This window comes from Geofilum sp. OHC36d9 (genome assembly GCF_052400685.1).
In the GTDB taxonomy this organism is placed as follows: Bacteria; Bacteroidota; Bacteroidia; order Bacteroidales; family Marinilabiliaceae; genus CAZHHH01.
The window spans coordinates 1-13195 of the sequence record NZ_JBQTGJ010000007.1 but is presented as its reverse complement, the minus strand read 5'-3'; the positions used below and the strand labels follow the sequence as shown (position 1 = coordinate 13195).

5 protein-coding genes are annotated in these 13195 nt (G+C 37.7%); 4 read left to right on the top strand and 1 reads right to left on the bottom strand.

From position 1 onward, the window contains the following. The first annotated feature begins 312 nt into the window (after window positions 1–312). The gene (locus tag ACT3CD_RS08910; RefSeq protein ID WP_444644926.1) at window positions 313–4467 is read left to right on the top strand and encodes a hybrid sensor histidine kinase/response regulator transcription factor; all 4155 of its coding nucleotides are present in this window, start codon (window positions 313–315) and stop codon (window positions 4465–4467) included. Window positions 4468–4612: 145 nt separating this feature from the next. Here ACT3CD_RS08910 and ACT3CD_RS08905 read toward each other — a convergent pair whose 3' ends face one another. Then, a complete protein-coding gene (locus tag ACT3CD_RS08905) occupies window positions 4613–5401 on the bottom strand; it encodes a DUF4350 domain-containing protein (RefSeq protein ID WP_444644924.1) in 789 nt (262 codons plus the stop codon). Between the two features lie 1095 nt (window positions 5402–6496). Between ACT3CD_RS08905 and ACT3CD_RS08900 the strand changes: the two genes are divergently transcribed. The 3 genes from ACT3CD_RS08900 (at window position 6497) to ACT3CD_RS08890 (ending at window position 12732) form a co-directional block, all read left to right on the top strand. Continuing rightward, on the top strand, window positions 6497–6817 hold the full coding sequence (locus tag ACT3CD_RS08900) for a hypothetical protein (protein ID WP_444644922.1): 321 nt from the start codon (window positions 6497–6499) through the stop codon (window positions 6815–6817). A 730-nt stretch (window positions 6818–7547) separates the two neighbouring features. Next, window positions 7548–8084 (top strand): GNAT family N-acetyltransferase, encoded by a 537-nt coding sequence (locus tag ACT3CD_RS08895; RefSeq protein ID WP_444644920.1) that lies wholly within the window; start codon window positions 7548–7550, stop codon window positions 8082–8084. A 3871-nt stretch (window positions 8085–11955) separates the two neighbouring features. Next, window positions 11956–12732, top strand: a complete 777-nt coding sequence (locus tag ACT3CD_RS08890; protein ID WP_444644918.1) for a sulfite exporter TauE/SafE family protein — start codon at window positions 11956–11958, stop codon at window positions 12730–12732. Window positions 12733–13195 lie beyond the last annotated feature (463 nt).

The window sequence follows — 13195 nt, the reverse complement described above, 5'->3', positions numbered from 1 at the left end:
CTAAATAAGTCAATATACTGACGGCTTAACACTACTTTTCATTCAAATCACTTTGTTTTTTAATCAATTTGAATTTTAAAAACCAATTTTAACCCACTGACTATCTTATAATTAATAACAAATATTAAAAATCATTCATATTTTTTGTATTTTTAGCCAATTAACGAGGACAGAAAAGAATTTTTAACGAAAAACTAAAACTTATTCAAACGTTGAGTGACGGTAAAATAACGACCTGATTTTGTTCAACTGACAAATAAGGAAACAAAATCATCAAAGCAAATCGCACCACTGGGAATAATTAGACACCACATGAAATCTACTGTTGAAAATTTTATAGCTTCAGGGTTTATTATATTGACTTTAATAACCTTTTGCAGTAAAACACTGCAGGCTGCGAGCGTGCAGGACAATTATGTTATTAATGTGATCAGCAGCAACCAGGGCCTTCCCTCAGACGATGTGAAAAATGTTTTTCAGGATTCCGAAGGATTCTTATGGTTCTGCACCACCGAAGGGCTAATCCGCTATGATGGCTATGTCCTTAAAACCTTCTCCATTTCTTCACACCACAACAAGGGACTGATCACCAACTCATTCAATGCAATTGATGAAGACTCGGAAGGTTTTTTATGGTGCGCCACAGACCGGGGGGTCGCCCGGCTAAACCGCGAAATGGAAACTTTCGCCTTTTTCAACACCCACACGCAGGCGCCTTATGCCTTATCATACGATGTAATCAACACCCTTGCGGTAGACAAACAAAACCACATCTGGATCGGAAGCTCAGGTGCCGGGGTGGAAGTCCTCGACCCCAAAAAAGGAATTATTGCCCGCTACAATACCTCCCAAAGTTCCACAGGTATGAACTCCGACTGGATCACGCATATCGCAAAAGATAACCTGAATAATATTTGGATATGCTCATGGCAGGGCGCACTTACCCTAGTGGATCAAACACACAATTTTATTAAATCATGGACCAAATCTGACATTCCTCTTAAATTAAATTATTTCTCACCTTTTTCGATGACGCAAAACGGAGACAATGAATATTGGCTGGGACTATGGGGCGAAGGAATTATTTATCTCTCCCTTGAAGGAGACTCATTAATTGTTAAAAAACACCTGGATCTCAGACAGCAAGAATCCATGGAGGCAAGTAATATTATTTTTGATCTGACTTTTGACCAGGATAGTAACCTATGGGTTGGATCGGCCACTGGGCTATTCCGGATAGAAAATCCAAAACATTCTGACTCCGCCTTCCTGCAATTCAACACCGAAAGCAGAAACCACAGAATCTCAAACAACGAAGCCTATACAGTTTTATGCGACGCTTCCGGTCTGATTTGGTTAGGCACATCAGGCGGTGGAATTAATAAAATTGACAACAAAATAAAAATGTTTAAAACGTCATATATAAACAACGATTCCGAACAACTGCTATCACAATCGGTAACTGCTTTTATCAAAACACCGGAGGACGATTTACTCATTGGTGTTAAAAGCCATGGATTTGGCAAATACAACCTCAAAAATCAAACTTTTACCAAATTCACGCAGCTGCCAGGTTTCGATCATTTGCCTGCCGATCTCAATACTGTAAACTGTTTCCTCTGGGACTCCAAAGGGTTTCTATGGCTCGGTACCAGATATATGGGTATCATAAAAGTAAATCCTAAAACGGGTAAATATCTTATCATCAACAAAACTGCAACTCAATATAACTTCCCTTCGCGCGAAATATCCGACATACAGGAAGACTCTTTTGGAAATATCTGGGTCGGCACAGAAAATGGCCTTTATAAGATAATTGCTTCTGAACCTGCAAATTTTAACAATTTCATTATTCTGAGATATGCTTCTGAAGACGGTAATTACGAATCACTCAGCAGCAACCGGATTTCCAAAATTCTTATCGATCACAACCATCATTTGTGGATTGCTACTTTTGACGGAGGCGTAAACCTGTCAACCTCTGATATAAGAAACCATTACCCGCTTCTTTTCGAAAGATTTCAATCGGCCCAAAAAGACAGCAACAACTTAATAACAGATCATATCCTTACACTTTTTGAGGATACCTCGCATAACCTATGGGTGGGATCGGGAGGTGGTGGACTGTTCAAATGGGCGCCTAAACAAAGAAAGTTCAGTTCATGCTCTTCGTCGGTTGCCGGTGATATCATATATACAATCAATCAGGACAATCAGAACAATCTTTGGATAGGCACCAACCGGGGGCTTACAAAAATGAATCTCTCAACACACGAAATCCGCTCAAATTATTTCTTACGGGAAAACGGTCTTCAAGGTAATATTTTTAATAAAGGAGCCTCCTTTAAAGACAATCAAGGCGGCCTCTATTTCGGCGGAAATAATGGCTTCAATTACTTTAACCCCATTGATCTCAAACCAAACAATTTTATTCCACCTGTAGTAATCACTGATGTTAAAGTAATGAACAAACCTGTGATAACTACTACGACCTCTGAACAACCTCTGGTTTTAAATCATCTGAATAATAATTTTTCAGTCACTTTTGCAGCTCTTTCCTATTCCCAACCCGAAAACAACAAATATGCAGTACGCCTCGAAGGTCTGGAAGAGGATTGGAGAATTATAGATGCCGATATGCGTTTTCTCAATTACGCCAATTTGAAACCGGGAAAATATACCCTTAAAATCAAAGGCTCAAACAGTCAGGGGCAATGGAACCAAACGCCGGAACAACTATTTATTAAAGTTAAACCGGCTCCCTATAAAACATGGTGGGCCTTTTCAATCTATTTATTCATTTTCGGGGCCTTCATTTTATTGATATTCCGTATTGAAAAAAAGAGTCAAAAGGTAAAACAAGACCTGGAAATAGAACATATAGAAAGACAAAAATCCGATAAACTCAACCTTTTCAAGCAAGGTCTCTTTGCAAACATCTCACACGAATTTCTTACACCCCTAAATATTCTTGCCTGCCTGATTGACGTCTGGAGAGATGAACGAAAGGCTCCCAACAGCAAAGATTTAGCCCTGGCCGAAAGAAACATTAACCGCCTCAACCGCCTCAACCGTCAATTCCTGTATTACAGCCAATCAGAAGCAAAACAACTGACGTTGTCTGTTGGGGCTGAAAACTTAAATAAATTCACTCAAAATATCTGTGACAATTTTATTCCCCTCGCCAGAAAAAATCAGATAACATTTAATTGTGAGATAAATTGCCCCGAATCTAATCTTTGGTTCGATCAGGAAAAACTCGATATTATTCTTTACAACCTGTTATCAAACGCCTTTAAATTCACCCCAAAAGGAGAAACTATTTCCATCGACCTGAACCTTTCTAAATCAGAAAACCAAACGTTGGCTCACTTCACCATAAAAGATACCGGCAAAGGAATTGAACCCGATCAGCTAGCTAAAATCTTTGATCGTTATCATTCCGTTAACCGTAACTACCAAAAAACAGGCGGTTTCGGAATTGGTCTGGCCCTCACAAAATCAATGATCGAAACACACAAAGGATCCATTGACCTCAAAAGCAAGTCAGGTGAAGGAACTGATATTTCTTTCTCCATTCCTATAAATAAAAATGCTTACGACAAATCTGAAATAGCTGAAAACCGACAAAATCAGATGCCAATCGCGCTTCTGAAACCCGACGATGGTGATGAAGAAGAGGTTATCCTCAGAATTAAAAATCTTCAACAATCGTTCGAAGACAAACCAGTGATCCTTATTGTTGAAGACAATGCCGACTTCAGAAAATTGCTTAAAAGTAGTCTGGAACCCTTATTTTCTGTTATTGAAGCCCCCAACGGAATAATTGGATACGAAACAGCTCGAAATAAAAGACCAAACCTCATTATTTCGGATGTTATCATGCCTTCGATGAATGGCATTGAATTGTGCCGAAAAATCAAAAAAAATGAAACAACATCGAGGATAAACGTGATCCTGCTCACCGCCAAAATATCAGACGAAGAACGAGCTGAAGGATACCGCGCAGGCGCCGACAGCTATATTACAAAACCTTTCAGTATGAACATTTTACTGGCCAGGATAGAAGCATTACTGGAACAACAAAAAAAAGATAAGACACGGATAAAAGATTTTGACCACAATGAAAACAAAAAACAAAATGATTTTATGGCCAGTGCCCGGCAAATTATTGAAAAAAACCTGTCAAACCCCGACTTTAGTGTTAAAACATTAGCCGAGGAATTGTCCATAAGTAACTCTATGCTATACCGAAAAACTTCAGAACTGCTCAATATCAACCCAAACACCTTTATCCGAAAAATAAAAATGATGAAGGCGGCCGATATGTTAGAAGAAAACAATCTTTCAATTTCTGAAGTGGCCTTTAAATGTGGCTTCAAAGATGTCAGTTACTTTGGAACCTCTTTCAAAAAAAATTATGGCCTAACCCCTTCACAATATCAGAAGAAAAACAACAAAATATAATCAGCAAAAAACAAGTGCTTGATGAAAAATGCCCAAATTCAAGACTTCAAAGACCAAAAAATGGTCATTTACTACAGTAAATAACCATTTTGAAATTAAAAGTAAAGCCGAAGTTTAACGGTTCTTGCCAGCACCAGTGAAAAAATCATTTCACATCAGAACCATCCAACAATAAATCAACGAGATTCTTTGCAGCCTGATAGTTGTCAAAATCTGACGGAAGGAACAAATGATCAATATATTCATTATAAAGCCAGGGATCACCAACGGCAATGACTTTGCCCTTACCAAGGCGGGCTTCGGCAATAATAACAGCTCCATTTTCCTCCAGTATCGGAACAGCAGGTTGTGAACATGTAATGGATGAAAGTCCCTTGATAAATATCTTCGTCACATCTTTAAATAAAACATGATCGGGCAGATCGGTGGAAGCACAGCTGTTAAAATTTCGTGGTTTCCCGTGTTGCGACTTTTCCTGATGCAGAATATCGTCATTAAAATGCATCCCAAATTTCGACATCAGCAGATTTAACTTATCCAGCTCACAATTTTTTGAATCATTGGCCAGTACCAATAATACACCCCCGCGTCTAACCCATGCCACAATCTGTTTCGCAGCCTTATCATCCATAAATTTTGGATCTTCGGTCTCATTCCGGGTATCAGGATCAACTATAATATAAACACTGGCATCCTTTAACGTACGACGGCTCGGTTTTGAACCAAGCAACGATAAACGACACCCTTTATCCGTAAATAACTTCCCAAATTGCGAAAAGCCGCTCAAATCCGTGTCTTCCCATAAATAGTGATAGGGATTACCCGTCTTTCCACTAATTTCATTGTTATAATAATTGTCGAGCAGGATGTTCTTTTGCCCAAATCCTAAAAAACTAATCCCCGTTAAAAACACTATGACCAACAACTTTTTCATATTCAAACCTCCTTTTTATTTAAAATAGACTCATATCTCTAGAAATAGTTAACCGGGTCGATCGGTCGGCTGAACACCCGATATGCCAACTTTTAAAGCACTAAAAAAAACAATAGATGCGTAAAACTACGAATTTTAGCCAACAGCCAATCTGTAAACAGTTGATAAAAACGTGTTCAAAAAAAAGAAACAACAGGAGACAAACCAATATGAAGAGCAGTTAAGTGTTTGGCAATAAAATCAACAGCTTCGCTATACGTACCATAAAAACAATTACTTTCGAAAAGTAAACGCCTTAATTTGCATGCCTTCACATGCCTTGTATTTGAACTTTATAATTCAAACACTTTGTTTATGGACAGGCGCTATTTATAATGATACAATGTTTTGAAAACGATCAAAAAATACAAAAAATGATGCGAATAGACTAATTATAACCCCAAACGATACTGGTTCGTATAAATCCGATCAGTTTGGAAGCCTGAATCGGTTGTGGATATTTAGTTAATCAAAAATCCAGACTGTCTTATGGGAGCGCTAATAATGCTAACCCAAAGGTCAAAAAATTCAATTTTTGCCTCCGGTTTTACGTACGAAAAACTTTCAGAACCGACGAAAAAACATGATCCTGTAAAGCGACCCAAAATTAGCTGGAATTGCCCGAAAAAATCCGATACCTGTTGGCCCTTTCCAAACTGCATGGAACAGAACAAGTGTCCTCTTAATTTTTTGAATGTTGATTTTGTGTAAATTAGAGACGTACTTTTGGGTCAACGTCTGTAAGATATAGACTTATGCAGGACTGTACTTAAAATGGCACCTTTTTTAAAAGACAATATAAATGCAATAACTCCTTTAGGTTATAAACCCATAAAGGCGTTATGCGCATGTGATAAAAAAAGCTAAAGAACAACAGGACAACAAACAAGAAAACATAAAACTCATGAAACCCATTATTTTAAACTTTTTATTATCATGTGTCTTTTTTGGTTCATGTAAAAAGATTGACGACAATCTGATAGACACAAGCCCCAAATTACCAGAGGTCACGCAGGAAGGAAAAAATATTTTTGGATGCTATTATAACGCTGTATTATGGAATTTGAAAAAACATGCTATCCTTGTAAAAATAGTATATCGGCAAGATATTTTAGAGATAATAGCATTGAAATAGCAGCAAAGGGCAGACCTGTAATCGATACCATAAATGATGGCAAATCAGATTACCTTCGAATAAACCTACTTCCCATTGAGAACGAAAAGAATCTATTAAATGACTCTTTAAATTATGCGACTTTCATTAAAAGAAGAACTGATGTAGTTTTAAAAAATATACCCGGTTTAAGCTGGGTACAAATAACACATTTGGATACAGCTAAAAGAATAGTATCAAGTCTGTTTCAAATATTATTTTAGATGAAACGAGCATGGAAATAATCTCTCACACAGGTGAATGATTATTCCGGCAAGTTCCATATGACCTTAAAAAACAAAATATAATCATATAAAACGAGCCTTGGGAATTGATTCTCACACAGAAGTATGATTATCCTGGCGAGTTCCATATGGCGACTGAAAAACAAATTATAATCATATGAAACGAGCCATGGGAATGGATTCACACACACGAGGATGATTAATTCCGGCGAGTTCCATATGGCACCTGAGAGACAAATTTTAAACATATGAAACGAACATGAATTTTAGCATTCTAAAATACACACAGGAGAATGATTAAAATTCATCGAGAGTTCCATATGACCATTGAAAGATAAATTTAAACATATGAAACGAGCCATGGGAATTTATTCACACACAGAAGTATGATTATTCCGGCGAGTTCCATATGGCAACTGAGAGACAAATTATAAACATATGAAAATGAAGTACCCATTTCTTTGGGCAACGGGAGATTCGATATAAAATATGATGCAATGAATTATTAAAATACCCAATGACACTCTCAACATGATATATGTTGAAAATTATTACGACGATGATTATGGTTTATTTATGAAAGTGACAAGAGGTTCCAATAAAAAACGTTTTCAGATTTCTCTTGCTGACTTACAGGGGATTGATGAAAAATCAAATAATTACCAAATTTTGGACGATTATTCAGTTTGGTTTATAAAACATTAACAATATGGAATTAATAGACAATAAATTAAAACTAAGACCTTTCAAGAATTCGGACTCAGAAAAATTAGCGGAACTTTGCAATAACAAAAAAATATGGGACAATGTACGTGATTATTTACCATTTCCATATACTGTTAAAAACGCTCAAGAGTTTATAAAACATTGTCAAGGTGAAAATCCACAAGAAACATTTGCGATTGAGTATAAAGGAGAATTTGTTGGGTCTATTGGTCTTGTAAAACAGACAGATGTTTACAAATTGACAGCTGAAATCGGATATTGGATTGGTGAACCATATTGGAGTTTGGGAATAGCAACAAATGCTGTTCGGTTAATTACTGATTATGGACTTAATCAACTTGAATTAGTGAGAATTTATACTGGGGTATTTGATTTTAATAAAGCATCGCAAAGAGTTCTTGAAAAGGCTGGATTTAAATTGGAATGTATTTTTGAAAAATCAGTTTATAAAAATGATAAGATTTGTGATGAATACAGATATTGTTTAATAAAGAAATCATTGGTGCCCGGTAAAATATAGAAAAATGATTAGAGCCCAGCTCCAATGTGAGAACCAGAAATTTCAGGAAATAGTGGAATCTCTCTCCGCCTCAAAAAATTTCCGTTAAGGAAATTACTTGCAGTGGCGGCATTTTAATAAATTGAATTTTGCTGTAGTGGAGCGAAGCGGATCACGAATACCTTAAAAAACAAACCGCAATGAGAAAAAAAAGCAAAACCCATGCGGTTTGAGCACATAAACAAAAAATCAAAATCCAGCTCTAATAAAAAACCCAGTAATTTCAGGAGATGTCGGGGTTACTCTCCGCCTCAAGGAATTTCCGTTAAGAAAATCAATTTTATTGGCGTAAAGAAATCCGGGCTGTCTGAGCGAAGCGAGTTCCCGGATTTTAGACAATGAAATTGATTTTTAGGAAATTACTTGCAGCGGCGGCATTTTAATAAATTGAATTTTGCTACGTTCGGCATTGTCGCAAACAAGTTTGCACACTGCGCTCACTAAACGCAAAATTTAATGTTATTGAATTTTGCTACGTTCGGCATTGTCGCAAACAAGTTTGCACACTGCACTCACTAAACGCAAAATTTGTGTTTACTTTTTTTTGCTGTTGAAAAAAAGTAAAAGCCCGTGCGGCTTGAGCACATAAATAATTGTCTAAAATCCAACCTTAATATAAAACCCAGTAATTCCAGAAGATATCGGGGTTACTCTCCGCCTCAAGAAATTTCCGTTAAGAAAATCAATTTTATTGGCGTAAAGAAATCCGGGCTGTCTGAGCGAAGCGAGTTCCCGGATTTTAGACAATGAAATTGATTTTTAGGAAATTACTTGCAGCGGCGGCATTTTTTTGTTTACTTTTTTTTTGCTGTAGTAAAAAAAGTAAAAGCCCGTGCGGCTTGAGCACTTAAATAAAAAACATGTTTTTTACGTGCTACGACGTAGCGAGACGCTACCCCGGACGGCGCAAAATCAGGTCTATAGGCATTATTGCCGTCCGTTAAAAAAATGAAACATTGTCTAAAATCCAGCTTTAATATAAAACCCAGTAATTTCAGAAGATCTCGGGGTTACTCTCCGCCTCAAGAAATTTCCGTTAAGAAAATCAATTTTATTGGCGTAAAGAAATCCGGGCTGTTTGAGCGAAGCGAGTTCCCGGATTTTAGACAATGAAATTGATTTTTAGGAAATTACTTGCAGCGGCGGCATTTTTTGTTTACTTTTTTTTTTGCTGTTGAAAAAAAGTAAAAGCCCGTGCGGCTTGAGCACATCAACCAACATTAATCCCAAATAAATTCCATTTAAAATCCCCACGCACAACCCATTTCATCAAAAAGGGGGTCGATTAATTCCCATTTTTTTACACTTCAGAAAATCATTTTATAATTTTCGTTTCATTAAACAACTACTAATCAAACTACTGCCATTAAAAAGATAGCATAACATTAAAACAATACTAAAAAAAAGCCCTGGTTCAATTAATCTAAAAATTAAATTATGGACGCTTCCACATCAAACATAAGCAACAATTCTCAATCCTATATTAACAGCACTTACAACAATATTAAAGCTTCTGAATACAATACGAAGGCCTCTCAGCACAATATGACTGCCACTATGTCCATAATGAACCCTTCTCAGACCAATATAACTGTCACTATGTCCATACTTAACGCTTCTTAGCACAATATGAATGCTTCTTAGATCAATATGAGTTCAATTATGTCATATTTTAACAGCAAAACCTATTCATAATTATACATATAACTCACTATTATTAACTAAAAATTCATACTATGTCACTTTCAGAATCCAAACGCTTTATAAAAAACACAAAATCTTTGCACAACGTTACTTCCATCGTTTCCCCGCCATCTTAATCAAATTAGGCTTAGAAGGTCCATACCCCATTCGATACGATGAAATTTTCAACAAAATAAAACTCTTTTACACCACCATTAAAAACGACGAAGCAATACAAACAGAATTTACAAAAATAAAACTCACCCCCGAAGTCATTGACGACTGCCTCGCCAAATTCGACCAATTATTAATCGCAAGAGCCAACTACGACAAAGAGTCGGGAGAATCAAAAGACGCCACCGATGTTAAAAACTCAGCAATGACACAAATGGATGAATGGATGGAAGATTTTGATGCCATTGCACACATCGCATTATACGACAAACCCCAACTTCTCGAAGTTTTAGAAATATTTGTACGAAACTAAACAACAGTTGTAAAACGAGATAAAATTCCACACACATTGTAAGCACATTGGCAAGTCCCGGCCGACCATCACGACACCAATTTTTGTATTAAGTGAGAATAAAATTAACAGGTTAAAATTTTACCGGGCGATACAAAAAATGAGCAAAGCCACATGCTTGCCAATAAGCTTACAATCGTACCCCCCGCACTTTCCCCAAATGGCACATTAAAATTTCCGCCGCACAAAATAAACAAACGTAACAAGTGATCGAACTTCCTAGACAACCACCAATAGCCCTGTAAGGTCGTAAGCCAAACAGTTATACAATTTCTTTCAGAGTGGATATCTAAAGCAAAATAAAAAGGTAGACAACGATCCAAAACAAGTCTATAGGCATTATTGCGGTCCGTTAAAAAAATGAAGCATTGTCTAAAATCCAGCTTTAATATAAAACCCAGTAATTCCAGAAGATCTCGGGGTTACTCTCCGCCTCAAGGAATTTCCGTTAAGAAAATCAATTTTATTGGCGTAAAGAAATCCGGGCTGTTTGAGCGAAGCGAGTTCCCGGATTTTAGACAATGAAATTGATTTTTAGGAAATTACTTGCAGCGGCGGCATTTTTTTGTTTACTTTTTTTTTGCTGTAGTGGAGCGAAGCGGATCACGAATACCTTTAAAAAACAAACCTCAATGAGTAAAAAAAAGTAAAAGCCCGTGCGGCTAGAGCACATAAATAAAGAATTGTCTAAAATCCAGCCTTAATATAAAACCCAGTAAATCCAGGAGATGTCGGGGTTGCTCTCCGCCTCAAGGAATTTCCGTTAAAAAAATCAATTTTATTGGCGTAAAGAAATCCGGGCTGTTTGAGCGAAGCGAGTTCCCGGATTTTAGACAATGAAATTGATTTTTAGGAAATTACTTGCAGCGGCGGCATTTTTTTGTTTACTTTTTTTTTGCTGTAGTGGAGCGAAGCGGATCACGAATACCGTTGAAATAAAAACTTCAATGAGTAAAAAAAAGTAAAAGCCCGTGCGGCTAGAGCACATAAATAAAGAATTGTCTAAAATCCAGCTCCAATATAAAAACCAGTAATTCCAGGAGATGTCGGGGTTGCTCTCCGCCTCAAGAAATTTCCGTTAAGAAAATCAATTTTATTGGCGTAAAGAAATCCGGGCTGTCTGAGCGAAGCGAGTTCCCGGATTTTAGACAATGAAATTGATTTTTAGGAAATTACTTGCAGCGGCGGCATTTTTTTGTTTACTTTTTTTTTGCTGTAGTGGAGCGAAGCGGATCACGAATACCTTTAAAAAACAAACCTCAATGAGTAAAAAAAGTAAAAGCCCGTGCGGCTTGAGCACATAAATAAAAAATATATTTTTTGCCGGACAATCGTGATTCCGTAAATAACCCTAAATTTACGTCTCAATTAAAATTCAATCTCAGCGATGCAAATCTGCAACCCATTGTTTCATTAATTGACTGTTTCATTATCAGGCAGCCTGCACAAATCGCCTTATCGAACCATTGCGACACATCACAGATCACAAACCGTGAGTAGGCGGCACGTAGCCGGCCTGCACATCGCCCTGACAGCCTGAATTTTAATAACAAACAACAGACATTACGTACAGAACACCTACCTAATGCCAAAAAACGATATAGAACACCCAACAAAAAGACTATGAATATCTGGCTTCTTGCAGGCATAATAATGCTTATTGCTTTTTTAATGACCATGACCGGCCGCGGCGGCGGCAACTTTTACGTGCTGACCTTAATCTTTTCAGGCTACGACATCAACCTGTCGGCCTCAACCGGCCAGTTTATCCTGATGTGTTCATCGCTCATGGCAGCAATTCTGTTCAGCCGTCAAAAAATGAATCACTGGAAACTAACCATTATGTTGGGAGTTCTCATTTTTACCTCAGCCATCGCCGGCGGCTATTACGGCCCCACCTTTAATGAAAGACTGTTAAAAATAACCTTTGCAGTCGTCATGATATTAGCCGCATTGCTGATGTTACGAAAGCCCAATAAGCAATTTAAACACCAACACAAGTGGATAATCACGCTAAAATCAGAAGACATCCAATTCCATGTTAATCTGTTAATAACAATACCTGTGGTATTACTCACCGGCTTCATTTCCGGAATGGTGGGTGTGTCAGGAGGCTCCTTTTTGGTGCCGCTAATGCTTCTGACCATGGGCGTTCCCATGCACATAGCCGTGGGCGCTTCAACCACATTGGTAACCATATCGGCCGCCGCCGGATTCTTTGGACATGCAAGCGCCGGATTCTTCAATTATTCGCTGGCCATTCCATTGGCCGCAGGCGGAATAATAGGCGGCTTTGCCGGTGCTAAAATGGCCCTGAAATCGAAACCCCGTAATCTAAAATATCTCTTTGCAATCACGCAACTCGTTGCAGCTGTAATGATGATTATCAGCGTGGTATGATGCTGTGGCACCAAGTCTGCCCCAAAAAACAATAAACAGCTTAAACCCCGACTCTAATAGAAGAACCAGTAATTTCAGGAGATAGTGGAATTCCTCTCCGCCTCAAGAAATCCCCGTTAAGGAAATTCCTTGCAGTGGCGTCACTTTAATAAATTGAATTTTGCTGTAGTGGAGCAAAGCGGCTCACGAATACCTTTGAAAAACAAACCTCAACGAGTAAAAAAAGTAAAAGCCCAGACGGCTTGACCACATAAACAAAAAATTAATTAAAATCCAGTTCCAATATAAAACCCAATATATTCAGAAGATTTCGGGGTTGCTCTCCGCCTCAAGGAATTTCCGTTAAAAAAATCAATTTTATTGGCGTAAAGAAATCCGGGCTGTCGGAGCGAAGCGAGTTCCCGGATTTTAGACAATGAAATTGATTTTTAGGAAATTACTTGCAGCGGCGGCATTTTAATAA

Bases quoted from the DNA above. Each gene is read 5' to 3' on its own strand.
- ACT3CD_RS08910 (WP_444644926.1), top strand. From the start codon at position 313: ATGAAATCTACTGTTGAAAATTTTATAGCTTCAGGGTTTATTATATTG.
- ACT3CD_RS08905 (WP_444644924.1), bottom strand. From the start codon at position 5,401: ATGAAAAAGTTGTTGGTCATAGTGTTTTTAACGGGGATTAGTTTTTTA.
- ACT3CD_RS08900 (WP_444644922.1), top strand. From the start codon at position 6,497: ATGGAATTTGAAAAAACATGCTATCCTTGTAAAAATAGTATATCGGCA.
- ACT3CD_RS08895 (WP_444644920.1), top strand. From the start codon at position 7,548: ATGGAATTAATAGACAATAAATTAAAACTAAGACCTTTCAAGAATTCG.
- ACT3CD_RS08890 (WP_444644918.1), top strand. From the start codon at position 11,956: ATGAATATCTGGCTTCTTGCAGGCATAATAATGCTTATTGCTTTTTTA.